Annotated in this window: 25 protein-coding genes and 6 pseudogenes; 18 read left to right on the top strand and 13 right to left on the bottom strand. The window is 52.8% G+C overall.

What is annotated here, in order from left to right; translation table 11 throughout:
* Positions 1 to 132 precede the first annotated feature (132 nt).
* The 4 genes and pseudogenes from M4NBBH2_RS08755 to M4NBBH2_RS08740 all read right to left on the bottom strand — a co-directional run bounded on the left by M4NBBH2_RS08755 (position 133) and on the right by M4NBBH2_RS08740 (position 2174).
* Entirely contained in the window at positions 133 to 768 is a 636-nt protein-coding gene (locus M4NBBH2_RS08755; RefSeq protein WP_116270545.1) for an NAD(P)H-dependent oxidoreductase, read from the bottom strand.
* Between the two features lie 121 nt (positions 769 to 889).
* Complete coding sequence (locus tag M4NBBH2_RS08750; protein ID WP_116269233.1) at positions 890 to 1201, bottom strand: DUF190 domain-containing protein; 312 nt, start codon at positions 1199 to 1201, stop codon at positions 890 to 892.
* A 14-nt stretch (positions 1202 to 1215) separates the two neighbouring features.
* Positions 1216 to 1593: pseudogene (gene crcB, locus M4NBBH2_RS08745) on the bottom strand (fluoride efflux transporter CrcB).
* Positions 1594 to 1763: 170 nt separating this feature from the next.
* Complete coding sequence (locus M4NBBH2_RS08740; protein ID WP_116270544.1) at positions 1764 to 2174, bottom strand: hypothetical protein; 411 nt, start codon at positions 2172 to 2174, stop codon at positions 1764 to 1766.
* Between the two features lie 205 nt (positions 2175 to 2379).
* On the opposite strand from M4NBBH2_RS08740, the gene M4NBBH2_RS08735 reads away from it, so the two are divergent.
* Both M4NBBH2_RS08735 and M4NBBH2_RS08730 read left to right on the top strand, forming a co-directional pair.
* Positions 2380 to 3093, top strand: a complete 714-nt coding sequence (locus tag M4NBBH2_RS08735; protein WP_116270543.1) for a hypothetical protein — start codon at positions 2380 to 2382, stop codon at positions 3091 to 3093.
* 190 nt (positions 3094 to 3283) lie between these two features.
* On the top strand, positions 3284 to 3514 hold the full coding sequence (locus M4NBBH2_RS08730; RefSeq protein WP_116270542.1) for a hypothetical protein: 231 nt from the start codon (positions 3284 to 3286) through the stop codon (positions 3512 to 3514).
* A 363-nt stretch (positions 3515 to 3877) separates the two neighbouring features.
* Here M4NBBH2_RS08730 and M4NBBH2_RS12070 read toward each other — a convergent pair whose 3' ends face one another.
* From M4NBBH2_RS12070 to M4NBBH2_RS12360, 7 genes and pseudogenes are all read right to left on the bottom strand, one after another.
* Entirely contained in the window at positions 3878 to 4240 is a 363-nt protein-coding gene (locus tag M4NBBH2_RS12070; RefSeq protein WP_170135131.1) for an FAD-binding protein, read from the bottom strand.
* A 241-nt stretch (positions 4241 to 4481) separates the two neighbouring features.
* Positions 4482 to 4610, bottom strand: a complete 129-nt coding sequence (locus M4NBBH2_RS12215) for a hypothetical protein (RefSeq protein ID WP_269148212.1) — start codon at positions 4608 to 4610, stop codon at positions 4482 to 4484.
* Positions 4611 to 4825: 215 nt separating this feature from the next.
* Positions 4826 to 5038: an FAD-binding protein gene (locus M4NBBH2_RS12065; RefSeq protein ID WP_170135130.1), complete on the bottom strand. Its 213-nt coding sequence runs from the start codon at positions 5036 to 5038 to the stop codon at positions 4826 to 4828.
* On the bottom strand, positions 5022 to 5192 hold the full coding sequence (locus M4NBBH2_RS12060; protein WP_238691402.1) for a twin-arginine translocation signal domain-containing protein: 171 nt from the start codon (positions 5190 to 5192) through the stop codon (positions 5022 to 5024). The genes M4NBBH2_RS12065 and M4NBBH2_RS12060 overlap by 17 nt, the downstream gene beginning before the upstream one ends.
* A 221-nt stretch (positions 5193 to 5413) precedes the next feature.
* A pseudogene (locus tag M4NBBH2_RS08720) lies at positions 5414 to 6192 on the bottom strand (aldo/keto reductase).
* A gap of 369 nt (positions 6193 to 6561) precedes the next feature.
* The gene (locus tag M4NBBH2_RS12210; protein ID WP_116270540.1) at positions 6562 to 7053 is read right to left on the bottom strand and encodes a glycosyltransferase; all 492 of its coding nucleotides are present in this window, start codon (positions 7051 to 7053) and stop codon (positions 6562 to 6564) included.
* Complete coding sequence (locus tag M4NBBH2_RS12360; RefSeq protein WP_116270539.1) at positions 7038 to 7364, bottom strand: glycosyltransferase; 327 nt, start codon at positions 7362 to 7364, stop codon at positions 7038 to 7040. The genes M4NBBH2_RS12210 and M4NBBH2_RS12360 overlap by 16 nt, the downstream gene beginning before the upstream one ends.
* A 541-nt stretch (positions 7365 to 7905) precedes the next feature.
* Between M4NBBH2_RS12360 and M4NBBH2_RS08705 the strand changes: the two genes are divergently transcribed.
* The 6 genes and pseudogenes from M4NBBH2_RS08705 to M4NBBH2_RS12290 all read left to right on the top strand — a co-directional run bounded on the left by M4NBBH2_RS08705 (position 7906) and on the right by M4NBBH2_RS12290 (position 14707).
* Complete coding sequence (locus M4NBBH2_RS08705; RefSeq protein WP_116270538.1) at positions 7906 to 8805, top strand: hypothetical protein; 900 nt, start codon at positions 7906 to 7908, stop codon at positions 8803 to 8805.
* 128 nt (positions 8806 to 8933) lie between these two features.
* A complete protein-coding gene (locus M4NBBH2_RS08700) occupies positions 8934 to 11183 on the top strand; it encodes an ATP-dependent helicase (RefSeq protein ID WP_116269226.1) in 2250 nt (749 codons plus the stop codon).
* Positions 11184 to 11218: 35 nt separating this feature from the next.
* A pseudogene (queC, locus tag M4NBBH2_RS08695) lies at positions 11219 to 11923 on the top strand (7-cyano-7-deazaguanine synthase QueC).
* Between the two features lie 6 nt (positions 11924 to 11929).
* On the top strand, positions 11930 to 13000 hold the full coding sequence (locus tag M4NBBH2_RS08690; protein ID WP_116269225.1) for a glycosyltransferase family 4 protein: 1071 nt from the start codon (positions 11930 to 11932) through the stop codon (positions 12998 to 13000).
* 237 nt (positions 13001 to 13237) lie between these two features.
* Positions 13238 to 13489: a hypothetical protein gene (locus M4NBBH2_RS11790; RefSeq protein ID WP_170135087.1), complete on the top strand. Its 252-nt coding sequence runs from the start codon at positions 13238 to 13240 to the stop codon at positions 13487 to 13489.
* A pseudogene (locus M4NBBH2_RS12290) lies at positions 13461 to 14707 on the top strand (IS256 family transposase). Before M4NBBH2_RS11790 ends, M4NBBH2_RS12290 begins: the two are co-directional and overlap by 29 nt.
* On the opposite strand, the gene M4NBBH2_RS11700 reads toward M4NBBH2_RS12290, so the two are convergent.
* On the bottom strand, positions 14704 to 14982 hold the full coding sequence (locus tag M4NBBH2_RS11700) for a hypothetical protein (RefSeq protein ID WP_125064635.1): 279 nt from the start codon (positions 14980 to 14982) through the stop codon (positions 14704 to 14706). The pseudogene M4NBBH2_RS12290 and the gene M4NBBH2_RS11700 overlap by 4 nt on opposite strands.
* Positions 14983 to 15392: 410 nt before the next feature.
* Between M4NBBH2_RS11700 and M4NBBH2_RS08675 the strand changes: the two are divergent.
* Positions 15393 to 15692, top strand: a pseudogene (locus M4NBBH2_RS08675) (helix-turn-helix domain-containing protein); the annotation flags it as partial.
* Positions 15693 to 15730: 38 nt separating this feature from the next.
* Here M4NBBH2_RS08675 and M4NBBH2_RS08670 read toward each other — a convergent pair.
* Positions 15731 to 16978 (bottom strand): IS256 family transposase, encoded by a 1248-nt coding sequence (locus M4NBBH2_RS08670; RefSeq protein ID WP_116269216.1) that lies wholly within the window; start codon positions 16976 to 16978, stop codon positions 15731 to 15733.
* Positions 16979 to 17033: 55 nt separating this feature from the next.
* Here M4NBBH2_RS08670 and M4NBBH2_RS12425 point away from each other — a divergent pair.
* The 9 genes and pseudogenes from M4NBBH2_RS12425 to rfbD form a co-directional block, all read left to right on the top strand.
* Positions 17034 to 17743 (top strand): annotated as a pseudogene (locus M4NBBH2_RS12425) (IS30 family transposase); the annotation flags it as partial.
* A gap of 46 nt (positions 17744 to 17789) precedes the next feature.
* Positions 17790 to 18110 carry an NAD-dependent epimerase/dehydratase family protein gene (locus tag M4NBBH2_RS12355; protein WP_116270536.1) on the top strand — a complete coding sequence of 107 codons (321 nt, stop codon included), beginning with the start codon at positions 17790 to 17792 and terminating at the stop codon, positions 18108 to 18110.
* Positions 18107 to 18724 (top strand): NAD-dependent epimerase/dehydratase family protein, encoded by a 618-nt coding sequence (locus M4NBBH2_RS08655; protein WP_170135126.1) that lies wholly within the window; start codon positions 18107 to 18109, stop codon positions 18722 to 18724. Before M4NBBH2_RS12355 ends, M4NBBH2_RS08655 begins: the two co-directional genes overlap by 4 nt.
* Before the next feature lie 622 nt (positions 18725 to 19346).
* The gene (locus M4NBBH2_RS08650; RefSeq protein ID WP_116269213.1) at positions 19347 to 21905 is read left to right on the top strand and encodes a molybdopterin-dependent oxidoreductase; all 2559 of its coding nucleotides are present in this window, start codon (positions 19347 to 19349) and stop codon (positions 21903 to 21905) included.
* A 428-nt stretch (positions 21906 to 22333) separates the two neighbouring features.
* Positions 22334 to 23158, top strand: a complete 825-nt coding sequence (locus tag M4NBBH2_RS08645) for a glycosyltransferase family 2 protein (RefSeq protein ID WP_116269212.1) — start codon at positions 22334 to 22336, stop codon at positions 23156 to 23158.
* Positions 23159 to 23178: 20 nt separating this feature from the next.
* Positions 23179 to 24255: a dTDP-glucose 4,6-dehydratase gene (gene rfbB / locus M4NBBH2_RS08640; protein ID WP_116269211.1), complete on the top strand. Its 1077-nt coding sequence runs from the start codon at positions 23179 to 23181 to the stop codon at positions 24253 to 24255.
* Positions 24256 to 24266: 11 nt separating this feature from the next.
* Positions 24267 to 25160, top strand: coding sequence for a glucose-1-phosphate thymidylyltransferase RfbA (gene rfbA / locus M4NBBH2_RS08635; RefSeq protein ID WP_022442953.1), 894 nt, complete (start codon positions 24267 to 24269; stop codon positions 25158 to 25160).
* Positions 25160 to 25699, top strand: coding sequence for a dTDP-4-dehydrorhamnose 3,5-epimerase (gene rfbC / locus M4NBBH2_RS08630; protein ID WP_116269210.1), 540 nt, complete (start codon positions 25160 to 25162; stop codon positions 25697 to 25699). Before rfbA ends, rfbC begins: the two co-directional genes overlap by 1 nt.
* 3 nt (positions 25700 to 25702) lie before the next feature.
* Positions 25703 to 26554, top strand: a complete 852-nt coding sequence (rfbD, locus tag M4NBBH2_RS08625) for a dTDP-4-dehydrorhamnose reductase (protein WP_116269209.1) — start codon at positions 25703 to 25705, stop codon at positions 26552 to 26554.
* The last annotated feature ends 151 nt before the right edge of the window (positions 26555 to 26705 follow it).

The raw sequence follows: 26705 nt of genomic DNA, 5'->3' as shown, positions 1-26705 counted from the left end.
GAAATTCATGATCGTCTCGACTTCTTCCACGAGGCCGAGACCATAGGGACCTACCACGATACCGGCGAGCAGGTACCCGATCATGGTGCCGAGACCAACCCGGACATGATCGGAACGAGGATCACGCGGCGATCAGCGCGAACGATATACCCGCCGCGATGGAGTTTGTCGGGGAAGGAGCGCAGAGGCGTGCGTCAGGAACCCGCCCCAGAATTCAAGGAGCTTCGACCAGGCGAGTTCAAACATGGTAGGACTCCCAGTCAGCGATGCGGTCAGCGAGCGAATCGATGATTGAAGAGAACTGCTCGGGGGTGAGCGGCTGCCGGGAATCGATAATCTCGGGATCGAGCCACTTCGCGCCGCAGAAGGTCCACATGCGGCGGATCGGGCCTCAACTTCGGAGATTTCCACTTCCCCCGGGAATTCGCCGTCGCGGTACCCGGTGCCGAGTGACGGAATCCAGAGGACCCCTTTTCCCTTTACGGCATCGCCTCCGTTTCCATAGGCAAAGCCATAAGCGAGCACTTCATCGAACCACTTCTTCAGAAGCGCGGGCACGCTGTACCAGAAGACCGGGTGTACGACGAGGATAAGGGACGAATGAGCGACTGCTTTCCTCTCTTCCCACAGATCTATTGAACTGTCAGGGTAAAGGTCATAAAGCGCCCGGATATCCATTTGAGGGAATTGTTCTTTCAATCCCTCAAGCAGCGGGATGCTGATTACAGAGAAACGGGGATAGGGGTGCGCGAGAAGAGCAGTGATCATCAGTCAGTCGATATAGGGTAAAAAGTCCAAAAAATGAAAGGTGAGGGCGATATTTTACGGGAAAACCCACAGCCTGTGGGAGCCTTTTCGTTCCTATTTAAAGTACTGATAGAGATATTTGTTACAAAATTCCGAATTCGATCGGTGTTTTCACACAGAAAACACCGAGATTTTCAGACCGGATCCGCTCGATCAGGCGTTCCGCGTCCGCTTCTGTAACGGCCACGCGGACTTCGACGCTCTGCTCGCCGGACTCAAAGAAAGACGCGCTTTTAAGCCATCCGTCCCGGCCATAGCCTTCCGCAGCCGGGAAAAGGGTTGCCCCCGGAATCCCGAGACTCTTCGCGGTTTCGAGAATCCAGTTCCCCATGGGACGGCCGTCCTTTCTTCTGCTCTGCTCAGTGAAAAACGAAATCTGATATCCCTTCTGCATGGACAGCTCCTTCTTTAAAGGTGACGAAGCATGGCAATGGTGCCCATGCCGGCCAGCGTGGCGATAAGGGATCCGCCGACATGAACGCAGACCTCCATCGCGGCGAGCGTGAATTCGCCCCGCGTGAGGAGAGTCACGGTTTCAGCGGAAAACGTGGAAAACGTGGTGAGACCCGCAGAACCCCGTGACGACGAGCAGCCTCCACTCGGGTGACAGTTCAGGAAGCGCTGCGAAGAACGATAGCGCGCCGATCACGTAGCCGCCGATCAGGTCGCAGCGAGTGTTCCCGGCGGGATGGCAGGGAAGAGGCTGTTCAGCCAGAGCCCGAGCGCCCAGCGGAGAACGGCGCCGCACCCGGCACCGAAACCGATCACAAGAATGGAGAGCAGCAAGATTCAATATCCTTTGAGAGACGCAGTTAAGCGCCGGGCGCTTAACCGCGCGGAAAATCTGTCTACAGTAATGATTTTATGCCCGGTGAGACTGGCGGCGGATAGCAAAAAAGCGCAGGGATCACATCCCTGCGCTTCTCAGCAGCATCCTGGCAGATGCCGCGGCAGATTCAGACCGTGTTACGGCCAGAGGATTTCGACCTTCTTATCGATCTTATCGGAAAGGGCGAGACCGACCGGGCAGGCATCGCGTACTTCTGAATCACTTTCTTCTGGCTATCCGTGTATTCAGCCTGCGGCATGCGGATCGTGAGCGTAATGGAGGCAATGCGATGGGGACGTTCCGCCATTGTGCAGTCGCACTCAGCGGTGGCACCCTTCGCATCAGCGCCGTTCGCTTCAGCCGCGTAGGCAATCATCGTAAGCGTGCAGCCCGCGGCACCGAGCAGTCCCTCCACCGGGTCATAGGATTCGCCGAGCCCGTCAGGTTTCCCCTGATCAAAAGTCAGACGGCCGCCAGAGCGGGGATTTTCCGCTTCAACACGCTTGTTTCCAACGTAACGGGCAACGATATCAGCCATAAATGCAGCTCCTTAGAGAGATAAAAAGAGGAGAAAAAGCTGAGGGTCAGGAACCGACAGACTCTCCCCTATAATGCAACCGGCGCGCCGATGGAGTATTCCTTCGCGGCGCAGGTTTACTGATAACTCTAAGCATACGGCGTTGCAGAAAAAACGTGAGGCAGATTCCCCCTCTTCCTCAGACGCCAGGAATAAGGAGCAAGTGATGGACGCGGCAAAGACTCTTCAGGGCACTCCGTACTGCGACTGCCTCGTTATTTTCGACCCCGAATCCGACCGGAGTGTCGAAATGGCCGGTGTCTGGAGCGAGGCGGCAAGAAACCTCGGCGCGATTCCTGTCTGCCGTCCGCTCGAGGATCTGGAGGCGGGAGAGCTTGCCGGAAACCGGCTGTCCGCCGGCGGCTGCCTCACTGACGCCCTGATTCTTTCTGAAATCCGGGGCTACAGCGCGCCGACTCTCGATCTGCTTCTTAATTTCGTGATTTTCGGCGGTGCGATTGCGGCTTCGGGTCCCAGACTTTCCGGCTCTTCCGCGATCCGGAATGCGGAGGGACGGAACTCGTTCACCGTCCGATCCGAGATCGCCCGGGTGGAGCAGTACACGAGCCGCGCCGATCCCTGGGATGAGATCAACGCGGATCTGCTTCAGAAGGGGATTCCGTCACTTCGCATGCGGCGCCCGGGATTCTTTTCGGAAACGGCGATCACCCGGGTTGAAAAGGGTGTGTCGCTTGATCTGTCATCCGGGCGTGAAGTCTGGCAGATCGAGCTTTCACCGGATGAGCCGGGCTGGGACGGGATTCTGAGACTCCCGTTCCCCGCGAAATCGATCAGGGCTCTCACGGAAGAAACGCTTGAACTCCGGTTCCGCGATTGGTCCCGTTCTGATGGCGAAGATCACGCGTCCCGCGGTGATTGAGGTGACGGCCGCGATACACCCGAGCGTTTCCCCGCGGCGTCAGAAGAGGGATGGTGGTGAAGCGGGGAAGAGCCTGATGCGCTGCTTCAGCCTCTCAGGACTGGGACTCCTCTGCCGGCGAAGGCCCGCTTCTCTACAGCACCGAGGCGGATCGATCGGACTTCCCTCCGGTGCCTGAGGCGGCACGCTGATGCTCGACCTCGGGAACTCTGCCGGGCAGCTCGCGCTCGCGCTGAACGGAAAACTTCTGCAGCCCGCTCAAGGGAGCGATGGGACGATTTTCCCGGTGATCCGAAGGACATCCAGGATAAAAACCAGTCCGGATCGCGGTGAAGCGGACGAAGGAAGACGCGGGACAGAGGATCACACGGTCGGCATTTTCTCGCTTCCTGACTGGCAGGTCCAGAGGCGGGTCAGATGACCGGCGTTTACGATCTGAAACCGATCTGCCGCCTGATCTGTGCAGGAGGTCCGATATCAGAGAAAACAAACGCCCCCGGATTCCTTTTGGAATCCGGGGGCGGCTGCATTCTTCCAGCCCGGGAGAGGGCGGGGAGCCGCAGCGAGGAGAGACTGTTACTTCGCGATGTTTTCGCCCGCGACCATACCGAAGGTCAGAGCGTCAAGCACAGCGACCGTTCCGAGGCGGATGCGCCATGGACAACCGCCCGTGATTCGCCGCCGGCGTAGAGGCCCGGAATCGGCTGTGGGTCTTCGAGCTGATCACCTGAGCCTTGGTGTTGATCAGGAGGCCGCCCATCGTGTGATGGATCTCGGAGCCACTTCAACGCCGTAGAACGGGGCTTCGAGATGTTGAGGCCGTTGTTGAACTCAGAATACGGTGGAAGTCCTTATCCTCACCATCCTTCACGAAGCCATTGAAGCGCTTCACTTCCTCAAGGAACGCATCCTTCTTGATGCCGAAGTGATCAGCGAGTTCAGGCAGCGTCTGAGCGACAAAGACGGTCTTCGCGGCGAGCGGAGCCTTCACGAAGGACGGGTTGATCGCGTGAACGATAGCGTCGTCGCAGATGGCGATCGGGTAGTTCTTATCCGTGCCGATCACTTCGAGTTCCGCGTCGCTCTTGATCTTGCGGCCGGCGTGTTCATCCATGAAGCGCTTGCCGGTCTTCTTATTCACCACCATGCCGAGTCCATGCAGGCGTGGTTCGTGAATTCACCGTCACGCCGAAGCCGTCCTCATGCGGGTTGCAATAGGGGAGGAACTGCAGCCAGGAGATCTGAAGCGGGTAGCGCCGATTTCGAGAGCCTTCAGGAGCACGCCGGCAGTGGCGCCCGCTGGTTCGTGGAGTCAGTGGACGGCACAACGCGCGGATCCTGGACCTGACGGAACCAGATGTCGCGGGAGAAACCGCCAGCCGCGAGCATCACAGCGCGGCGGGCGCCGTAGACCTTACGCTTGCCGGTCTATTCTCGACGTCATCGCTCGCGAGATTGCGGTTGAAGCGATAGCCTTCGCGGCAGACAACACCCACCACGCGGCCGTCCTTATTCATCACGAAGTCGTCAAACTTCGTGCGGCCTGCATCTAACGTTCTTCAGCTCGAGAGGGTTTCATACATCGGACGATGTACCCGGAGCCGGAACCAGCCTTGATTTCATAGGAACGCGGACCGAGTGGCCGCCTTCAAACAGCATCTTGTTCGGCACAATTCAGCGCCGCAGTCCTGAACAAACTTCACCGTGTCGTTGCAGCGGTCAACGAGAACGTTCAGCAGTTCGGTGTGGTTGATGCCGAGCCATCCTTCAGGCAGTCCTTGATGAAGAGCTCGCGGGAGTCCTTGATGCCCTGAGCCTTCTGAACCGGATTCACCGGGCAGGCCATGTTGCCGCCGCAGATCGCGGAGTTGCCGCCGAAGACGCCCATCTTCTCAATCATGAGAACGGAAAGGCCTGCCTTGGCAGCCTTATAAGCGCAGGCCATGCCGGCGAAACCGGAGCCACGACCACGACGTCATACGTGCATCAAACTTGGTGTTTTCAGCCGAAACAGCGGCCTGAGCCGTGAGCGGCGCAGCGGCAACGGCTGCGGCAGCGGCGGTGCCGGCTTTCAGAAGATTTCTGCGGCTAGTTTCCATAGAACCCATGATTTCTCTCCAGAAAATGATGAGCGGCTGGCTGCGTACGTCCAACCGATGATGGAAATATAGCACTTTGGTCCTAAAAATCAAGACTAAAGTCCTAGTACTTTAGTTTATGTTTTCCCTGAGTTGTTTTTGTGGCCGGAAATACGCAGAAAAGCCCGGTCTGAACAGGTATTTGTTCAGAAACCGGGCTTCGGGGACCTCTGTGGCCGCGTTCAGTAATTCACGGTATCGGGTCTAGCCCCGTGAAGCCGTGAGCGGCAGTCTGTCGATCGCGCGCATTTCGTCCAGCGCAGCGTGAAGTCAAAGATCGAGGCATTTTCCTCGATATGGGCTTTCGATGTGCTCTTCGGAACTGGCACCACCCCGTGCTCAAGCGCCCAGCGAAGGGCAACCTGCGGAACCGTCTTGCCGTGCTTCGCGGCGATGCTCTGAAGGACGGATCCTCCATCAGCGCGCCGCGCCCGAGCGGTGCCCAGCCCAGCACCTTCATGCCGTGTTCGTGCGAAAAGCGAAGCGCCTGGAACTGCGGGTAGCCGGGATGAAATTCAAGTGAATTCACCATCGGCGTGATTTCCGCGCGGGCAAGGAGCGGCACAAGATGGTGTGGGAGGAAGTTGCTGACACCGATCGCGCGCACAGATCCGTCGCGGTACAGCTTCTCAAGCGCCCGCCACGTTCCCGCGTTGATCGCCTGGCAGGTAATCGGCTCTTCATGCGTCGCGGGCCAGTGAATCATGTAGAGGTCGAGGTAAGAGGTGCCGAGAAGCGCCGTGCTTTTCCTGAAGGCCTCCAGCGTTTTCTCGTACCCCCGGTCCGCGTTCCAGACTTTGTCGACCAGAAAAAAGTCACTCCGGGGAACACCGGAATTCCGCATGGCGATGCCTACGGCACGCTCGTTCCCATAGATCGACGCGGTGTCGATCAGACGATAGCCGGCATGAATAGCGTCGCTAAGCGAATTGAGGAGCGCGTTGCCCTCCGGACCTGCCACGAACCAATTCCGAGGCAGGGCATTCTGACGCCGTTCGATAGCTGAATTGTGTCTGCTGGCGACCTGAGCACGGAAGAGACCCTGTTAGAGAAGACAAAAGCGGATTGGCCGCCCCGGAGATTCAGACCGCAATACGAGGAGGCTATTACCACTATCGCCCCATTTTAGGGGATGAGGTATGCGCTTCATCAAAATCGCCAAATAAATCCTTTAGATGCGGGATGGCCGCATGAAGTAGGAATTTAATTCCTTCGGATTATTTCTTCTCCGTTTCAGGTCAGAAGCGGGAGAAGAACCGGTAACCGTACTTGGCGGCTGACTCCCGATGGCTTTTAGAGATAGGGGACAGCAGACAGTGGTAGCAGAACTTCAGCAGATCATCCCGGTGATGAACATTCGCGGCCGCGCGAAGCTTTTCATAGAAAGGCGTTTCCTTGGCAGCTTTCCACCACTTGTCGTGATAGGATAGAGTTTGGAGCGCCAGGGCTTTTCCGCGGTGGTGTAGTGAATGACAACAGGAGACTGAAGCGCGGACTCAATCGTGCGTCTCAGAGTCCGGTCACCGATCAGCGGGGGGAGCTTCGGCCAGGTGTGCACCGTGAGGTTATAGCGGATATCGAGCATCCGAACCCGGGTGTTCAGAATGATATTGAGGCAGTCCTGATCCAGCATTGGGAGGTTTCTGTGCGCCAGTGTGTCAGAAACCTCTGCGTTAAACGCCTTCGCGTCGATATTTCGGGGATAAAAAACCACCATGCCGGCATTGAAATACTTTTCCGGGTATTTCAGATGCAGAGTGGCATTCTGTCGGTCAATGTCGTTTTTCCCATAGGAACGTGAGAAAGTCAGGCTTTCAGGCACACAGGCCGCGGGCTCATCTCCCTGCGCGGCTGAAGGAGAGGATCAATGTCTCCAGCCACGATTGTGTCAGCGTCCAGATAGAGAACAGTCTGGTACTCCTGGCAGAGTGTGGGAATCAGCATCCGATAGTAGGTCGCGATAGGCCAGTTGCCTTTTCCCCGAAAACTGTTCCCGGGAAAGTAAGCGCTTACTGCTTCAGCTACGTTGATAAAGCGTAATGAAATATTCTGAGGACACTGTCGGCGAAGTTCCTCTTCACTCTCTGCTGGCAAATCGACATGGAAGCAAAGGACATCTCGTTTTTCCCGGATGCCTGGTCAATCAGCGACTGCAAAGCTACCGAGAAATACGGGACAAAACGTTTGTCAAACGTATAGACGATGCACGAATTTACGTCTGGGAAAGCTTTGGGGATAGAGGTGATAACAGACATAACAGTGAAGACATTCCGGGGAATTGGAGCCGCCCGGCATCCATCCGGGGAAGCGCTCTGAAGATCCGTTATTCTACGGCATCAGAGAGGGCTCCTCGCCATGGTTTACCCGGCGCAGAGGCGAATGAAAATTGCCAGTCCGGCAATTGCCGGCACGGGTCTGCTTGAAAAATCAACCGGACTATACGACACTCTACCGATAAGACGGAATATCAGCAGTTATGAGCCTCATTCGGAGGCGGAAGGAGGGGAATCGTGGGAGATACGTTTTTTTGGATCGCCCTGGGCGTGGTACTGGCGGTGGTTCTTGCGATTCTCATTATCCGTCGGGTGAGGCGCGGTATCCATGCAGTGCAGGGAGCGGCAAAAGCGGAAAGCTACCGGCCGTCCGCGACCGGGTCCGCGTCGGGAAACGTCCGGTGCCCGCGGTTCCGAAAAAGACGGTTAAGCCAAAGCCGGTTTTCAGGGGACCGCTCGGTCCCGCGCTGATCGCGTTTGGGTTTGATGATCCTGCCGGTTTTATCACGCTCTTCACCTGTCAGCCAATGAGGACAGGATCCCTTGGGGCGTTTACACCTATCACGGGCGCACTTCCCGATATCCGGATTCCCTTCGCCTGGCAGCTCGGTGCAGCCTCCGGGATCGGTGACAGGGGAAAGAACTCGGACCGGGCTTATTTTGAATTCGCCTATCCGCCAGAAGCGACCCCGGAACAGGGAAACGCCGTGCTCGCAAAACACGCTTCTGACCCTGTGACTCAGATTTTCTGGGATAAAAACGGAAAGATGATCCGAAAGAGCGCTCTGCCGCCCGAAGACTCTTGTCAGATGACAGACGCGATCCCCAAAGTGAAAAGCGTGCTTTTCACTAACCGGCTGCTTCCCGCTCTCCGCCGGGTTTGCCTTGAAGAGTCCACCCGTTTCAAAGGCCTGATTGAAGCATCGCCCGATGTGCCGCCAGAGTGGCGTGAGAAAGCCTCACGCCTTGAAGCGTTCGCGAAGCAGGGCGAAATGCCGCCTGAAGAGAAGCTTCGGGCTCTGATGGATGGGGAAAAGTCACTGCCGCCGAAATTCCGGCTGCCGCTTCTTCGCGTGGCGGTCCCCTTTCTGATCGCGGCCGGTATCCCCTGGAGTGAGGCCGTGACGCTCCTCTCCCGCATTGCGGATGATGAGAGCGGCGCCAATGGGGCTCCGGCGAAGCATCTCAGCACGTTCCTTACCCGGGTAGCGGCTTTTAACGGCCATCTGCCGAGGTTTGGCGCCGAGGTGGATGAGACGGGCCGCGTGACGCAGCTTTTCTGCTACGAAGAAAAGATCTGACAGGCGCACCTCCGGCAGCCGCCCGGAGCTCTTTAAAATAAACAGGTTATCTGAACAATGCCCTGACTCAGGATGCCGTACACGGTCTGTCCTGACCGCTTATCTTTTCCTCAGAGGAATTTCCCGCTTTGCAGCAAGCTGAACTGAACCCCGAGCAGCGCCTCGCCGTTGAGACCACGGAAGGCGCGGTCTGCGTGATTGCAGGTCCCGGTGCCGGTAAGACGCGGACACTGACGAGCCGCTATGTCTATCTTGTGCGCGATCTCGGCATCAATCCGCAGAATATTCTCTGCGTGACCTTCACGAATAAGGCGGCCCAGGAGATGAAGGCCCGGATCCGCGCGATGACAGGGGATCTCGATCTGGGGCAGATCTGTACCTTCCACGCCTTCTGCGTCCGGTTCCTGAAGGACGAGGGCTATGTGATCGGTATCCCGAAGGACTTCATCGTGATCGATGAAGAGGATGAGCTTGAGCTGCTGAATGAGGTATACGAAACCTTTGGGATTCCCGGAAATCTCATGAAGTTTTCGGCCGCGATGGATGTGATCGGAAACTTCAAGGACGACTCCAATTACATCCGGGATCTGGTGCTGACATCCCCTGAGTCGCTTCGGGAGAAGGCGCTTCAGTCACCGGATATCTCGGATAAGGTTTTCTACGGCTACCTTTGGGCTGAGCGGAAGATCTTCGGACTCGACTTTGATGATGTCATCTGGGCGGCCTTCTATATCCTGGACCACTTTCCGTCCGTGAAGCAGAAGTGGCAGGAACGGCTTCAGTACGTCATGGTGGATGAGTACCAGGACGTGAGTAACGATCAGGCGGCGCTTGCCAATATTCTTTCCGAACTGAATGGCAATCTCTTCGTGGTCGGTGATCCGGATCAGACGATCTACACCTGGCGGGGGTCTTCCCCTGCGATCATGCTCCGGTTTCCGAAGAGTCACAAAAACTGCCGCACGATCAAGCTGATGCAGAACTACCGGTCGCTCCCCGCGATCATCGGCGCGGCAAACTCGCTGATCCGCCATAACCGGGACCGCTTCCCGGTGGAAGGCGTGCCGATCCGGCGTGACGCGGATCCCGCGAATCCGAGCCTGGTCGTTTTTGACGGCGAAAAGACTGAGAAAGAGTCACTCGCCTGGTTCGTCAAGGCGCTCCTCCATCTTCATAAGGCGGGCCGCGGCTGGGAAGAGTTCGCGGTGCTCTACCGCTCGAGACAAAGTTCGCGCGCCGTTGAGGAAGCGCTCGTCCGAGCCGGTATCCCGTATCGGGTGTGGTCCGGTGTCGCTTTCTACGCGAGACGCGAAGTGAAGGACTCGCTCTGCTACATGCGGATGCTGACCCGGGGGGACGACGCGGCGTTCCTTCGTACGGTGAATTCTCCCAAGCGGGGATTCGGCCCGAAGAAAGCGGATGCCCTCAAAGTTCTTGCGATGCGGGAAGGTATCTCGTACTACGAGGCACTGAAGCGCCACATTGACGAGAAGCCTTTCAACACGAAGGCGATCCGGGAGTATGTGGCGGTCATTGAGAAGGCGCGCGCGAGCGCTGCCGCCCGCAAGGTGAGTGATGTCTTCAATCTCATCATGGCGGACTCGGGGTACGAGGCCTCTCTGCAGCTCTCGGGCGAAGATGAGCGTCTCAATAATCTCGCGGAACTCAGGCAGGCAATCGCGAACTACGAGAGTGACGCGGATGATCCGACGTCGCTCCCGGAATTCCTTCAGCGGGCCTCAGTCTTCGCGGAGGATATCGGAGAGCAGAAGGGGCCCGCGATGAAGCTGATGACGATTCACGCGGCAAAGGGGCTTGAGTTCCCGGTTGTGTTCCTTTGGGGATTTTCAGAAGGTATCATGCCGAGTTCCCGCACGAGCACCATGGAAGAGATGGAGGAGGAACGCCGGGTCTGCTATGTCGGCATGACCCGCGCGAAGGATCTTCTGATACTCTGCCACTCTCAGGGAACGAGTGAGGCCAGCACTTTCCGTTATCCAAGCCGGTTCTTTTTTGAGCTTGACCGGAATCTCGTGAAGCTGGTACGCCCGCTTGAACCGGGGTTGGAGGAGAGCGCGAAGGAAGCCCTGATGTATAAGGACAAGTTCCTTACAGGGGAACCGCTTGAAAGCAGCTCCTGGCGTCCCGGTGACCATGTCAGACACAAGGTGTTCGGAGACGGGGAAATTATTGCTGTCGCGAAGTCAGGTGCCATGACGATCCGGTTCCCGACGCTCGCGACTCCCCGGACTCTGATGGCAGGGGCGCCTCTTGAGCGGATTTCGACGGCCGGGGCACCGACCGTCGCGGACTCATCCTTTTCAGGAGCTCCGGTTCCCGAACCGTCCGCTGAGCCGGGCGTGAAAGATCAGAAGTAAACGAAACAGATTCCAGCAGCAAGGAGATTTAGCGAATGTCACGGACCGCAGTGGTTCTTTTTTCCGGCGGACAGGACTCGACCACGTGTCTTGCCGCCGCGCTGAAGCAGTATGACGCGGTGTACACCGTCGGTGTCGATTATGGACAGCGTCATCGGGTTGAGCTTGAGTGCAGAGAGCGGATCCGCGCAAGGATCGAGTCCATTCTTGGCACGCATTCCCTGAAGGATGATCTGCTTCTCGACCTGAAAGCCTTCGGACAGCTTTCCGACTGCGCACTGACGAAACCCCGAAGCGATTGAGATGAACGAGAAGACTCATCTTCCGACCACCTTTGTCCCCGGCGGAATCTGATTTTCATCACCTATGCCGCAGCGTATGCCTGGAAGCTTGGGGCGGAAGCGATTTTCACGGGTGTCGGCCAGGCGGACTACAGCGGGTACCCGGATTGCCGCGAGAACACGATGAAAGCGCTTGAGCTCGCGATTGATCTCGGCATGGAAACGAGTCTCCGGATTGAGCGGCCGCTGATGAACCTCTCGAAAGCCGAAACCTGGAAACTCGCTGAGACGATCGGTGGCGACGCGCTCGTCAGCTTTATCCGTGACGAAACGCATACCTGCTACGAGGGCGATCACACGCACTTTCACGACTGGGGCTATGGCTGTGGGAAATGCCCGGCCTGCGTTCTTCGTGAAAAAGGCTGGGAAGAGTACGTCGCAAACCTTAAAGGACGGTAACCCCTTATGCGGATCGGGATCATCACAAATAAGTTCGCCCCGTCGGGCGGCATGGAACGCTACGCCCAGGATGTGGTGCGGGAGCTTCTGAGACAGGGGCACGAGATCACGGTTTTCACCAAGAAAGCTGATCCGGCGCTCGATCTCGTGCCGATGGTAGAGCTTATTGTCTGCCCGCTCAGTTTCCTGCCGAATAAGATTCAGGATGAGTCATTTAACTGGTGGCTGAACCGTGAATGCCCGAAACGCGCGCTCGACTTTATCCTCAGCTGCTCAAGAACGGATGCGGGCGATGTTGTGGCCTGCGGCGGGACGCATATCGGATTTCTTCACGATGCCGGACGGACTCCCACCTTCTTTGATCGCCGGGCGATCAGACTGGAAACGCGGTCCTTTGAGCGTGCGAAGCTCATCATCGCTCACTCGCAGAAGATGGCGGGAGAAATTGAGGACTACTACGGGATACCGGGTGAAAAGATCCGCGTGATCTATCCTCCGGTCGATACCGAGCGTTTTACTCCGGTATCAGCAGAGAAAAGGCTTGAACTGAAGCGGTCTTTCGGTCTGCCGGAGGATCGGATTGTGTTCCTTTTCCCATCCTCAAGCCACGAACGGAAAGGGTACCCATTCCTGTCATCCTTCTTCGAGTCCACTGATCTCCCGGTCCACCTTGCGGTGGTTGGGCGCCCAATCCATAACGAGGGTGAGAACATTTCGTACCTGGGGTACAGCAGGGAAATTGAAAACTGCTATCGGGCGGCCGACTATACGATCATGGCGTCCCAGTATGAGCCGTTTGGGCTTGTGGGTATTGAAAGCCTGCTCTGCGGCACCCCGATCGTGATGACGGACGAGACCGGATGCTGCGAGGTGGTGACTTCGCCCGCTGTGACCGCTTTCAGGAAAGGGGATTCAGCAGATCTCGCGGCCAAAATAAAAGAGATTGTCACCCGGGGAGCAAAGCCTCTGACTGAGTCAGAAGTCACGCAGAGTCTTCGGTATGATCCGCATTTGCAGACCCATGTGAAGCTCCTGCTGGATGCCTGGAGGCGCCGGGGGAAGAGTCCTGGCGTCTGAGAAGACGAGATTCTCATCGGATCCGGGGAAAGGGGGCCTTAGAGGGTTCCCTTTTTTTTGTTGTTCCCTCTCATTTCGCAGATGATGTAATAATCGATGGAGGGTTATTTATTAGGTGCTTTCCCTAATATAACTAAGAACGAAAATTACACGAATTAAATATGTTATTTGTTTTCAATATATTGAAAATTAAACGCACACAGAAATTAGTTCCGGATTCCAGTAAAAACAGGATTAATGCATTACCGAAATTTACAACTTAATCCGTACAACATTTTTGCAGGGCGAATTATCACTTCAAGTGCAAAGCCTGAGAAAAGAATAGTGGCCCATAAAGCTTCCATAATAGAGATTGTCAAGATAACTATAGAGGGAGCTCATGAGCCACTATCATCATCTTACGAGGGTGAGGAAAATTTTGTGGGTGACTCTGAGATAATTGCTCTTGGAGGAGCCTCAAATGAAACGAAAGACAGACCCCTTGGATAGTGTTGCAGGACAGATTTTAGAAAACGCCAAGAAATCCGGGCTTGAGATTAATACCGCAGAGGATGCGGAAAATCTTATGGCCCATATGCTCGGTCGGCTGCTGACTCAAATGCTTGACGGTGAAATGACCAATCATCTCGGTTACGAAAGAGGCGGTAAACGTGTCACCGAAAATGAGCGTAACGGGCATAGTTCGAAAACCCTCAAATCGTCCAGCCTTGGAAATATCCGTATTGACGTACCCAGAGACCGCAAGGGAGAGTTTGAGCCGAGGGTCGTTCCTAAGCATAAACGCCAGCTGGCGGGGTTTGAGGACAAGGTTCTGGCCTTGTACGCCAGAGGGCTCTCAACCCGGGAAATTCAAGGCTTTCTCTATGATGAATACGGTATGGAGACCAGTGCCGAATTTATCAGCGATGTTACGGACGCCATCCTTCCTGAGGTTGAAAAATGGCAGAACCGTCCTCTGGATCCGTTTTATACAACTGTTTTCTTTGACCTATTCGAGTCAAAATCCGAGGTGATAATGGCATTGTTACCCCGAAAGCGGTCCATCTTGCCTTGGGCGTAAACGCCCAGGGCCGCAAGGAAGTTTTGGGGATGTGGGTCGCTGATAACGAAAGCGCAAAATATTGGCTTAAGGTCTTCACTGAACTCAAAAACAGGGGGGTGTCTGATATTCTGATTGCTGTCACAGACGGACTCAAGGGAATGAAGGAGGCGCTTGAAGCTGCCTTTCCCAACACTCTGCTGCAGACCTGCATTGTTCACCTGATCAGGAACAGTCTGAAATTCGTCGGATATAAGGATTACAAGGCCGTAGCCGGCGCGCTGAAGCCCATTTACCGGGCCGTAAACGCGGCTGATGCGCGGAAGGAACTGGACGCTTTTGCACAGTCGGAACTGGGGCTCAGATACCCTTACATCGCCAAACAGTGGATCGATTCCTGGGATAAGGTGATCCCCTTCTTTGATTTTTCCCCAAATATCCGCAGACTTATTTATACAACCAATGCCATAGAGAGCCTTAATCGGGATCTAAGAAAAGTAATTAAGACCCGAGCTGCTTTCCCTACTGAAACGGCTGCTTTGAAACTTCTCTTTCTGGCAATCCGGAAAGTAGAGAAAAGATGGGTGCGGCCTTCTCCATACTGGAGTGCCGCTATGAGAGAATTGGTTGTGCTATTTGGTGACCGAATCACCCCCTACATCGATTAACCTTGAACGAGCCGCCCACAAAAAATTACACACCCTCGCCGCTTAACACCGCCGCGCTTAAAGAGCCGGTGGTAATCATCATTGGAATAAAACTGATTGCCGACAACGTAGCCCAGATAATTTCGTTTCTCGCATCCCCGATGCTTTTCCTTATCCCAGTAATACAGACGTTCAACCACGCGGATAACTCCGCGGGCAGAGACCATGACTGCTTTGGGGTTATCCGGGTAATCAGCTACATTCTGAGGATCAGGGAGCGAGCTTTTAGTAGGCATATAAACCTCTCTATTCATACGTATTTATTATATCACATGAATACGTATGATGCAAGTAAAAAAGAACTGATTTTTCTATATTTTCTTAAGAAAAATCGGTTCCTACGGATTCCCTGAGACTAATTTAGATTTCCAAGAGGGCGGATTGGGAGGAATCCACACAAAGGAATCAGAGGCATAATCAGGATTATTCTGCGTCTGAGAAGAATGGTAGTTTGCTTTATATAACTGATTTTGAAGCTGGAATGTAGCGTATCCGTGCTTATGCAAAAAATGTAATTTCTGTTGGACTTTGGCTCTATGTGTTTATTTTTGGCGAATTATCACTTCAAGTGCAAAGCCTGAGAAAAGAATAGTGGCCCATAAAGCTTCCATAATAGAGATTGTCAAGATAACTATAGAGGGAGCTCATGAGCCACTATCATCATCTTACTCTTCGGGACAGAGTATTTATTTCGGCTTTAACGATTTCAGGCAAATCCCTGTCTGAAATTGCATGTGCGATTGGGAAAAATGTTTCTACGATCTCCCGCGAACTGAAGCGAAACAAGGCTGTATCGGCCCAGGATGGGGCTTCAGCTGCCTATGATCCCTGTGCCGCGCAGGCCCGATATCAGAGACAGAGAAAGCATTGCGGAAAGAGAAACATTCTGAAGTCTGACTCGTTGCTGACAAGGATTGTCTCAAATCTGCTGGTTAAGAAATTCTGGTGAGGGTGTGTAATTTTTTGTGGGCGGCTCGTTCAAGGTTAATCGATGTAGGGGGTGATTCGGTCACCAAATAGCACAACCAATTCTCTCATAGCGGCACTCCAGTATGGAGAAGGCCGCACCCATCTTTTCTCTACTTTCCGGATTGCCAGAAAGAGAAGTTTCAAAGCAGCCGTTTCAGTAGGGAAAGCAGCTCGGGTCTTAATTACTTTTCTTAGATCCCGATTAAGGCTCTCTATGGCATTGGTTGTATAAATAAGTCTGCGGATATTTGGGGAAAAATCAAAGAAGGGGATCACCTTATCCCAGGAATCGATCCACTGTTTGGCGATGTAAGGGTATCTGAGCCCCAGTTCCGACTGTGCAAAAGCGTCCAGTTCCTTCCGCGCATCAGCCGCGTTTACGGCCCGGTAAATGGGCTTCAGCGCGCCGGCTACGGCCTTGTAATCCTTATATCCGACGAATTTCAGACTGTTCCTGATCAGGTGAACAATGCAGGTCTGCAGCAGAGTGTTGGGAAAGGCAGCTTCAAGCGCCTCCTTCATTCCCTTGAGTCCGTCTGTGACAGCAATCAGAATATCAGACACCCCCCTGTTTTTGAGTTCAGTGAAGACCTTAAGCCAATATTTTGCGCTTTCGTTATCAGCGACCCACATCCCCAAAACTTCCTTGCGGCCCTGGGCGTTTACGCCCAAGGCAAGATGGACCGCTTTCGGGGTAACAATGCCATTATCACCTCGGATTTTGACTCGAATAGAGTCAAAGAAAACAGTTGTATAAAACGGATCCAGAGGACGGTTCTGCCATTTTTCAACCTCAGGAAGGATGGCGTCCGTAACATCGCTGATAAATTCGGCACTGGTCTCCATACCGTATTCATCATAGAGAAAGCCTTGAATTTCCCGGGTTGAGAGCCCTCTGGCGTACAAGGCCAGAACCTTGTCCTCAAACCCCGCCAGCTGGCGTTTATGCTTAGGAACGACCCTCGGCTCAAACTCTCCCTTGCGGTCTCTGGGTACGTCAATACGGATATTTCCAAGGCTGGACGATTTGAGGGTTTTCGAACTATGCCCGTTACGCTCATTTTCGGTGACACGTTTACCGCCTCTTTCGTAACCGAGATGATTGGTCATTTCACCGTCAAGCATTTGAGTCAGCAGCCGACCGAGCATATGGGCCATAAGATTTTCCGCATCCTCTGCGGTATTAATCTCAAGCCCGGATTTCTTGGCGTTTTCTAAAATCTGTCCTGCAACACTATCCAAGGGGTCTGTCTTTCGTTTCATTTGAGGCTCCTCCAAGAGCAATTATCTCAGAGTCACCCACAAAATTTTCCTCACCCTCTTCTGGTCTCCGGAGCAGATTCAATACCGTCTCAGAAAGGAGCTGCCGAATCTAAGGATCAGCGCCACGACAATCTACCGAGGAATCAATTCTGGCTTTCTGGATCGCTTTGTGGATGGCCGAAAGATGTCCCGACACCTGCGACACCACGGTAAAACGCGTCACCGTAAAGGCATGACCGAGAGGCGAGGAAAGATCCAGATCACTCACAGCATTGAAGAGCGACCCCTGGAAGCTCAGAACAGATCTCGCCTGGGGATTGGGAAGGCGATACCGTCATCGGAAAAAAGGGCGGAGCCTGCCTCACGACTCTGGTCGATAGGAAGTCCGGCTTTCTCTGTGGCGGGAAAACCGCTTCCAAGACTGCGGCCGATGTGTCTGCCGTAATTGAGAAATCTCTGTCAGATAAGGATCTGCGTACGATTACCGTAGATCGCGGAAAAGAATTTTCCTGGGCTGAAAAACTGGAGAAAGATCTCAGAACCAAAGTGTATTTCTGCTTGCCTCATCATCCATGGGAGAAAGGAAGTAATGAAAATACAAACGGACTTCTTAGAGACTTTTTCCCAAAAGGAATGAGTATCGATAAAATTTCTCAGGCAGAAGTTCAGAAACGGTTCAATGCTCTGAATTTCAGACCCAGAAAACGTCTCAATTGGAAGTGTCCGGCTGAAGTCTTTTATTCAGTAACTTTGCACTTGATTTGATAATTCACCTTTTAAGAAATTTAATATATAGGGATAGGATATTGTTATGAGATGTTTGATACTGGGCGGCACTGGTTTTTTGGGAGTTAATCTAACCAATTTACTGATAAATTTGGGGAATGAGGTAACTGTTTTCAGTTCGGGCGCGAATAAAGATTTTCTTGACTATGGCTTAAAAGCCAAGTTTGTTTGCGGAGACTTTAAAGACAGAAATTTAATAGATAGTCTGAGCAGGAATGGGTTTGATTATATATTTCATTTGATCAGTACAACCAAGCCTTCAAATTTAGACCCATACTCCGAATTCACTGATAATGTTTTGCCGACTATTAATCTTTTGGAATCGGTCAAAAATCAAGTGAATTGAAAAAGATCATATTTATATCTTCAGGAGGAACGGTATATGGTATTCCGGAAAAACTTCCAATAACGGAAGAGCATGATTGCAATCCTATATCCTTGTATGGTATTCAGAAACTTACGATTGAGAATCTTTTTTTCTATTACCACCACCAATACGGTCTTAATTATCAGTCAATCCGGTTGTCAAACCCCTATGGACCAGGACAGCCGGCGTATTCCAATCAGGGTGTTATCGCTAATTTCCTTCGGAAAGCTATTCTTGATGAGCCTATAGAAATATGGGGGACGGGTAATGTTATACGGGACTTCATATATATTTCCGATGTATTGGAAGCTTGTAAGGCCTGTATGAATTATTCAGGAGACCAAACCGTATTTAATATAGGATCCAGTCAGGGAGCTTCACTTATTCAGATTATCGGATATATAGAAAATATCCTAAATAAAAAGGTGGAAATTGTATTTAAAGAGGGAAGAAAGCAGGATGTACCAGCGAATGTCCTGGACATCAGTCTTGCCCGGAGGGAGCTGAAATGGAGGCCTGAGATTGAGCTGCCGCAAGGCATAAGACTGATGTTTAATTCCTGGTCTGCTTCAAAGCATAAATTTATGATTTAACACTTATCCGTAAAAAGCCCGGTGCAGGTTCTGATCAAGGCTGGACTGTCTTCGGGGCAAGGCAATCTATATAGGACAGTCTGTAAAAAAGTTCACTGAAACGTTTGGATAGGTAGATCTAATGTATTAAAAGAAGGTTTTGCGCGCCTTAAATGTAACAATTTATTTCTAAATCTGGCACACATTCCAATCAAACACGCCCAATTTTATCATCCCGAATTTCAGATCAAAAAAACTGGTATACCTGATTTTCAACACCACGAATATAAGAATTTGAAGCTGAGACCTGAAATTCTTTTCCATCCAGAAATAGAGATAAAAATATTTTAAATTTATCAATAATTTAAGTAGTTAAAAAAGATATCAGAATCATTGGGAATGTAAAAATATATCATAGGAATACAGCTTTTTATATAAGCTATATGCATCACGGTAAATGACGTAAATTCCCGCTATTCATTAAAGAAATATTTATAAATGTATAGCGATACAAATGCATGAAAGGCTTTCTTATTGAATTTGAGAATTTCATAATAACTAGTCAATTAGGATTACCACCGGAGAGCGCAAGACAGGGGTGATCCGACTGACTTCAAACGAATTCAATAAGGAGGACAAACCAATGTCCCAGATTTCTCGTCGTACATTAATCAAAGCTTCTGCAGCGACGGCAGCTGCCGCAGCGGTTGCCGCGCCCGGTGTTGCTTCTGCAGAAATGATGGAGAGTCCGAAGGAGCATCCCGGGTATCCTGCCGCAAAAGAGAGTGCAGCAATCTTTCCGGAGAATCCGCTCCCGGAATCAGACCTTTCTCTTACAGGTTCTTTTAATCTCGGAAAGTCCCAGCTGAATGAAGGTGAATCGATTACGGCTTTCCGCTGGGGTGTTGTCCGTCCGGTAGTGAAGGGCGGCCGTATTGTGGGCTGCAAGCCGTTTGAGCATGACTATCAGCCTTCGGTCAACCTTCAGGGGATTGCGGAAATGCCGTATTCCACGGCTCGTATCCGCTATCCGATGGTTCGTGAGTCCTACCTGAAGAATGGTCCGGCTTCCCGCGCGACGCGTGGCGACGAAAATGAAAAGTGGGTTCGGGTTTCCTGGGATAAGGCGCTGGAACTCGCAGCCAAAGCAATCCGCGACACCTATGACAACTATGGTCCGTCCGCGGTTTATGGTTCTTCATACGGCTGGATGTCAACCGGGAAGCTCAATGCCGCAATTACCTGCCAGCATCGTCTGCTCAATCTGATGGGAGGCTTTGTTGGCCGTCGGAACAGCTATTCGTCCGCCGCTGTTAACACGATCTTCCCCTATGTGGTCGGAACCGGTGATCCTCGGTCCACATCCTGGGATGTTGTGATCAAGCATTCAGAACGTGTCGTCTTCTGGGGCTGTGATCCTGTAGTGACGAATGATATTGACTGGTACACGACGCTCCACAACTACGCTGGTTATCTCCGCGCCCTGAAGAAGAAGGGGACGAAAACCATTTCCGTGAATCCGGTTGAGACGGATACGGCGGAGTATATGGGATCCGAATGGATTCATCCGAATCCTGGCACCGATCCTGCTGTGATGGCCGCCATGATTTATGAACTGGATGCCACGGGCAAGATCGACAAGGCTTTCCTCGACAAATACACCTATGGCTGGGCTGAACTCCGCCGTTACATTGTGGGTGAAGAGGATGGTGTCAAAAAGACACCTGAATGGGCCGAAAAGATTTCTGGCGTTCCTGCCTCAAAGATTCGTTCCTTCGCTCACGAAGTGCAGGAACATCGCACGATGTTCATGATCGGCTGGGGCATTCAGCGTATTGACTTTGGTGAACAGAGCCACTGGATGCTCGCGGCGCTCTGTTCGGTGCTTGGGCAGATCGGTCTTCCGGGCGGAGGACTCGGCACCAACTATCACTATTCGTCCGGCGGTTCTCCGCTCAGCGAAGCGCCGTTCATGGCTCAGATTCCGAGCAGCGTAAAGCCGGTTCGTCCGGTGACGAAGCCCTGGAAGGGCAGCAAGGTACTTCCGGTTGCTGCCGTTTCAGACGCGCTCCTGCACCCGGGCAAGACAGTTGACTATGACGGGAAAAAGGTGACGTTCCCGGACTTTCATCTGGTGATGTGGGCAGGCGGCAATCCGTTTGCTCACCATCCGGATACGAATCAGCTGGCGAGAGCTTTTAAAAAGCCGGATACCGTAATCGTGACGGATATCGTCTGGACGGCTACAGCGCGGCACGCGGATATCGTGCTTCCCGCCTGCACGGCGTTTGAACACAACGACATCACGAATATCGGCACATATTCCAATGACGGCTTTATCGCTATGAAACAGGCGATTGAACCGCAGTGGGAGGCAAAACCGGATTACGACATTTTCTCCGCTCTTGCTGACAAGCTCGGCATCAAGCAGGCCTATACGGAAGGACGCTCTCAGATGGACTGGATCCGCAAGTTCTATAACGACGCGCGGCAGATGGGAGCGACTCTGGGTCAGAAGATGCCGGACTTCGATACCTTCTGGAAGAAGGGATATCTTCTCTTCCCGGTGTCTGAAGAAAACCGGAATTATGTTTCCTTTGCGGACTTCCGTGCTGATCCGAAAGCGCACCCGCTCTCAACTGAATCCGGGAAGATTCAGCTCTTCTCCCCGAAGATTGCCGGCTATCACTATAACGACTGCCTGGGGCATCCGACCTATTTCCAGCCGACTGAAGGTGTCGCCGCGGCGACGAAGGAATTCCCGCTTGCCCTTATGGCCTGCAAGAGCCGTTATCGCATGCATAGTCAGCTTGACTGCACGGCCACCCGTCTCCGCGGAACGATTGAAGACCGGGAGCCTGTCTGGATCAATCCGAAGGACGCTAAGGCGCGCGGCATTCAGAACGGTGATATCTGTCTCGTGAAGAGCCGCCGCGGTCAGATTCTGGCCGGAGCTGTTCTTACGGATCGGATTATCCCGGGCGTTATCGTGGTGCATCACGGCGGCTGGTTCAATCCCCGTCAGACAGCTCATGGGGTTGTGGACGTCCGAGGCAATTCGAACACTCTGGTGCTCGATAAGCCGACATCCCAGCTTGCCCGCGGCAATCTGGCGTCAACTGCCAATGTCGAAGTGTCGCTCTGGAAAGGTGCCGTTCCTGAGGTGACCGTGTACGATCAGCCGCCCCGGACTATCGTGTAACAAAGCTGACCGCTGAAAGGCGAGTATCAGTTCAGACAGTCAACAGAAGCCCCGAAGATTTTCTCCGGGGCTTCTGAATGTTTACGGATTTTATTCTAAACATATGAATATCTGATTATTTTTATAATATTTTCCCTCTATCAGGCATGTTTCGTCAGCAGTCAGATTCTTCGGAAAATATCATCCAATCCGCCTTTTGTAATTCTTATTATTACGTAGTCTTAAGCTGTAAAAAGCAGTATCATTACGATAAATTTTTTACCGGAAATAGCTGACCTCCTATAAGATCAGTCTCAGTCGGGCGATTCAGATTTGAGCGGGTCTCAGTTGTTCAGCAGACGCATCCTGCAGAGGATGGACCTGCAAGGACCAAAACCGCCGAAAGCGAAGGTGCCTTTCCCAGCCAAACAGACTAATTGGAATTCTGAATGCCTAAAATCTCGGTTCTGACCCCTCTTTACAATACGGAACCCGATCAGCTGAAAGAAATGATTGAGTCCGTTCTGGCTCAGTCATTCAGTGATTTTGAGTTTCTGCTCCTGAATGATTCTCCGGACAATACTGAGCTTGAAAGTCTCGTGAAGGGATTTTCAGACCCGCGGATCCGGTTCTTCAGCAATGAAGAAAATCTGGGGATTTCTGAGAGCCGGAATAAGCTTCTCGGGCTCGCTTCAGGCGACTATATCGCCATTCTGGATCATGACGATATCTGTTACCCGACCCGTCTGGAAAAAGAAGCAGCTTACCTTGATTCCCACCCCGATGTGGGAGTCTGCAGCAGCTGGGCAGATGAGATTCCCAGTGGCCGGATGCTCAGAGTTCCTGAAAGTAACGAGGATATTAAGAGAGGGCTTCTCTCTGACTGTGCAGTGATTCATTCGGCGGCCATGATCCGGAAAGATGTACTGCTGAAAAACCACATTCGGTGGGAAGCGGTTTACTCACCAGCTGAAGATTACATGCTGTGGGTGAAACTGATGGAGGTAACGATGTTCTATAACCTCCAGGAACCGCTGCTTAAATACAGGAATACGCCTGACAATACGACCCATAAAAAATCTGATCTGATGGAAGACCGGGCTAACGTGGTCAGGAGTTACGCGATCAGAACGTATCCATACTTTTTGCTGCAGCATGACAGAAAAAGATGGGTCTACCTGTTCGGAAAAATTCCTTTTCTCAAAGTTAAAAATTATGGTTCCAAGTCCGAGTATCTGCTCTTTGGGATCCTCAAGATCTGGACCATTCTGTAGCAATTGTTAGTGGAGCAAGCATGAAGACACTGTTGGTAACCGGAGGAGCCGGTTTTATTGGTTCCTGTTTCGTTCTTCAGAGAATTGCCGCGGGCGATAAAGTTATCAATCTCGATAAGCTCACCTATTCCGGCAACCTGATGAATCTGAAGGATGTCGAAAGCAATCCGAACTACGTGTTTATCCACGGCGATATCGGAGACGAAAAGCTGCTGCGGAAGGTTCTTCCTGAATATCAGCCAGACGCGGTGGTGAACTTTGCAGCGGAGAGCCACGTTGACCGGTCCATTGTTGATCCGGACTCCTTTGTCCGCACTAATGTGATGGGCACCAGCATCCTGCTCCGCTGCGTGAAAGACTGGTGGAACACCCTCGAGGCGGAGAAGAAGAGTGCTTTCCGCTTCCATCACATTTCGACAGATGAAGTGTTTGGGACGCTTTCCATGACGGATCCGGCCTTTACGGAAGAAACCAAGTTCGCGCCCAACAGCCCGTACTCTGCTTCCAAGGCGTCGAGTGATCATTTTGTCCGTGCTTTTCATGAAACGTATGGTCTGCCGACTGTGATTACGAATTGTTCGAATAATTACGGTCCCCGCCAGTTTCCTGAAAAACTGATTCCGCTGATGACCCTGAACGCGATTCAGGGGAAGCCTCTTCCGATTTATGGATCGGGTGAAAACATTCGCGACTGGCTGCATGTGGAAGATCACTGCGAAGCGATTTATGACGTGCTGACCCGCGGCCGGGTGGGCGAAACCTATAACGTGGGTGGTCGCTCGGAGCGTAACAACATCACGATTGTCACGAAGATCTGTGAGATTCTGGATGAGCTTCGTCCGCGAAAAGACGGTAAGTCTTATAAGGAACAGATCACGCACGTTGCTGACCGTTTGGGGCATGACCTTCGCTACGCAATCGACTGCTCGAAGATCGAGCGGGAACTTGGCTGGACGCCGAAGCATAAGTTTGAAGATGGGCTCCGCGAAACAATTGAGTGGTATCTCAATAACAGTGAATGGGTTGAGTCCATTCAGACCGGTGAATACAAGAACTGGCTTAAGACTAATTACGGCAGCAGAAACGAACTGTCCTGAAGGAGCTGATTGTGGAAAACAACAAGAATAAATGGCGCGGCATTGTGCTTGCCGGCGGATCCGGAACGCGTCTTTATCCGCTCACGCGCAGCGTCAGCAAGCAGTTGATGCCGGTTTACGATAAACCGATGATTTTTTACCCCATATCGGTTCTGATCAAGGCTGGTATCCGTGAGATTGCCATTATTACGGCCCCGGATCAGCAGCACCTTTTCAAGGAACTTCTGAAGGATGGTTCCCAGTGGGGGTGCTCCTTTACTTACGTTGTCCAGGAAAAGCCGGCGGGGCTCGCTCAGGCGTTTACGCTCTGCGAGGACTTCATCAAGGGCTACCACACGTGTCTGATTCTTGGTGACAACCTGTTCTTCGGGCACGGACTCGCTGAGATGCTGGAGCGCGCGATGAGCCGGGATCACGGAGCTACGGTGTTTGGTTATCACGTGACGGATCCGGAGCGCTATGGCGTTGTTGAGTTCGATGATCAGCATCGGGCAATCAGCATTGAAGAGAAACCGAAGCACCCGAAGTCGAACTTTGCGGTAACCGGGCTTTATTTCTATGATCCTGACGTGCTCGAAATCGCGAAGCAGGTGAAGCCGTCCGCCCGAGGCGAGCTTGAAATTACGGATGTCAATAAAGCCTATCTTGAACGCAAGGATCTTTGCGTCGAACTGATGTCGAGGGGCATTGCCTGGCTTGATACCGGTACGCATGAATCCCTGCTTGAAGCGGCCATGTTTATTCACGCGGTTGAGTCCCGTGAAGGTCTCATGATTGCCTGCCCGGAAGAGATTGCCTGGAGGAAGGGCTACATTTCGAGTGAACAGGTTGCTGAACTGGCAAAACCGATCGCAAAGAATCACTACGGTCAGTATCTGCTGAACTTGATCGAAGGAGATAAATAATGGAAGTCGTAAAGACACCGATCGAAGGTGTGCTGCTCATCAAGCCTCAGGTTTTTGGTGATGAACGTGGGTATTTTGTCGAAACCTGGCAGAAGGAGCGTTACGAAGCCGCAGGCATCAATCTGCCTTTTGTTCAGGACAATCACTCCAAGTCCACGAAGGGGATTCTCCGCGGCCTCCATTTCCAGAAGCAGCACCCGCAGGGCAAGCTTGTTATGGTGTCTCTTGGAGAAGTGTTCGATGTGGCGGTGGATATCCGCAAGGGATCTCCCACCTTTGGCAAATGGTTCGGAGCCATTCTGAACCAGGAAAATCAGAATCAGCTCTGGATTCCGCCAGGAATGGCTCACGGGTTTGTCGTTCTGAGCGATGTCGCTCACTTCCACTATAAGTGCACGGACTTCTATCACCCGGGGGATGAAGGCTCCATCCGCTGGAATGACCCGACGATTGCGATTGACTGGCCCTATAAGGAAGAACCGGTTCTGTCCGCAAAAGATCAGATCGCTCCGTTCTTCAAGGACGCTCTGGAGTTCTGACCGATGAAAGTACTGATTACCGGCGCGGATGGCATGCTCGGCCGTACTCTGCAGCATGAGCTGCAGGGAGTCGAAGTGATTCCCACCAATCACAAAACAGCGGATATCACCGATGCCGCCGCCTTTGATCGGTGCCTTGCTCTCCATAAACCTGACGTGGTGATTCACTGCGCAGCCATGACAGCCGTCGATAAGTGCGAAACTGAAATTGATCAGGCTTACCGGATCAATGCGGTCGGCACTGAAAATGTGGCATCTGCCTGCTACCGCCACGGCGCGAAGCTGATTGCCATTTCAACAGATTATGTGTTTGAGGGCGATTCTCCCGTTCCCTATACGGAATTCGATGCTCCAACAGGGGGGCACTGTGTATACGGTCAGAGCAAATGGGCGGCCGAGCAGGCCGTGAGAACACACTGCCCGAACCACATTATTGCCCGCGTCTCCTGGCTTTACGGTCCCGGCGGCCCGAGCTTCCTCGATAAGATGCTTTCTCTTGCGGATGGCACCCGCGAGGTTCTGAAGGTCGTGAATGATCAGAGGGGTAATCCGACGAGCACAATCGCCGTCGCTCAGGCCCTGAATGAGCTTCTCCGTCATCCGGAGCTGGTGGGAACCTATCACCTCACTTGCGAAGGAGAGGCGACCTGGTACGATTTCGCGTGCCGGATTTTTGAGCTCGCGCACGTGAATCAGAAGGTGATTCCCTGCACATCTGAAGAGTTCAGGTCTCCAGCGAAGCGTCCGGCAAATTCCCGCCTGGCGAAGAAGAAGCTTGAATACACGCTGAACTACAAGATGCCGAGCTGGGACACAGCACTTGCGGATTATCTGACGCGGTTTTATACGAAGTAACTGAGGTCAGGAGCGGAAGTGCTGTGAAAGGCTGATTCACTCATTGTGGATCAGCCTTATATTTTTTCTGGGTTCAGCAAAGGCGGAAAGTTAGTTTGAAAGAAGAAATGCTTCGGGCATGAAAAAATCCCAGACAGCGGAACTATCTGGG

The sequence above is a fragment of the Mesosutterella multiformis genome, assembly GCF_003402575.1.
Taxonomy (GTDB): domain Bacteria; phylum Pseudomonadota; class Gammaproteobacteria; order Burkholderiales; family Burkholderiaceae_F; genus Mesosutterella; species Mesosutterella multiformis.
Note: the sequence above shows the minus strand (reverse complement) of the source record. Positions and strands in the feature narration are given on the sequence as shown.

What these genes read in the sequence shown, in the direction of transcription:
- M4NBBH2_RS08755 (WP_116270545.1), bottom strand. Translation starts at nt 768, where the DNA reads ATGATCACTGCTCTTCTCGCGCACCCCTATCCCCGTTTCTCTGTAATC.
- M4NBBH2_RS11700 (WP_125064635.1), bottom strand. Translation starts at nt 14,982, where the DNA reads ATGCCTACTAAAAGCTCGCTCCCTGATCCTCAGAATGTAGCTGATTAC.
- M4NBBH2_RS08690 (WP_116269225.1), top strand. Translation starts at nt 11,930, where the DNA reads ATGCGGATCGGGATCATCACAAATAAGTTCGCCCCGTCGGGCGGCATG.
- M4NBBH2_RS08735 (WP_116270543.1), top strand. Translation starts at nt 2,380, where the DNA reads ATGGACGCGGCAAAGACTCTTCAGGGCACTCCGTACTGCGACTGCCTC.
- M4NBBH2_RS08670 (WP_116269216.1), bottom strand. Translation starts at nt 16,978, where the DNA reads ATGAAACGAAAGACAGACCCCTTGGATAGTGTTGCAGGACAGATTTTA.
- M4NBBH2_RS12060 (WP_238691402.1), bottom strand. Translation starts at nt 5,192, where the DNA reads ATGGAAACTAGCCGCAGAAATCTTCTGAAAGCCGGCACCGCCGCTGCC.
- rfbB (WP_116269211.1), top strand. Translation starts at nt 23,179, where the DNA reads ATGAAGACACTGTTGGTAACCGGAGGAGCCGGTTTTATTGGTTCCTGT.
- M4NBBH2_RS12065 (WP_170135130.1), bottom strand. Translation starts at nt 5,038, where the DNA reads ATGGCCTGCGCTTATAAGGCTGCCAAGGCAGGCCTTTCCGTTCTCATG.
- M4NBBH2_RS12355 (WP_116270536.1), top strand. Translation starts at nt 17,790, where the DNA reads ATGAGATGTTTGATACTGGGCGGCACTGGTTTTTTGGGAGTTAATCTA.
- M4NBBH2_RS12070 (WP_170135131.1), bottom strand. Translation starts at nt 4,240, where the DNA reads ATGGTGGTGAATAAGAAGACCGGCAAGCGCTTCATGGATGAACACGCC.
- M4NBBH2_RS12215 (WP_269148212.1), bottom strand. Translation starts at nt 4,610, where the DNA reads ATGAATAAGGACGGCCGCGTGGTGGGTGTTGTCTGCCGCGAAGGCTAT.
- M4NBBH2_RS08730 (WP_116270542.1), top strand. Translation starts at nt 3,284, where the DNA reads ATGCTCGACCTCGGGAACTCTGCCGGGCAGCTCGCGCTCGCGCTGAAC.
- M4NBBH2_RS08645 (WP_116269212.1), top strand. Translation starts at nt 22,334, where the DNA reads ATGCCTAAAATCTCGGTTCTGACCCCTCTTTACAATACGGAACCCGAT.
- M4NBBH2_RS08740 (WP_116270544.1), bottom strand. Translation starts at nt 2,174, where the DNA reads ATGGCTGATATCGTTGCCCGTTACGTTGGAAACAAGCGTGTTGAAGCG.
- M4NBBH2_RS08650 (WP_116269213.1), top strand. Translation starts at nt 19,347, where the DNA reads ATGTCCCAGATTTCTCGTCGTACATTAATCAAAGCTTCTGCAGCGACG.
- M4NBBH2_RS11790 (WP_170135087.1), top strand. Translation starts at nt 13,238, where the DNA reads ATGCATTACCGAAATTTACAACTTAATCCGTACAACATTTTTGCAGGG.
- rfbD (WP_116269209.1), top strand. Translation starts at nt 25,703, where the DNA reads ATGAAAGTACTGATTACCGGCGCGGATGGCATGCTCGGCCGTACTCTG.
- rfbC (WP_116269210.1), top strand. Translation starts at nt 25,160, where the DNA reads ATGGAAGTCGTAAAGACACCGATCGAAGGTGTGCTGCTCATCAAGCCT.
- M4NBBH2_RS08750 (WP_116269233.1), bottom strand. Translation starts at nt 1,201, where the DNA reads ATGCAGAAGGGATATCAGATTTCGTTTTTCACTGAGCAGAGCAGAAGA.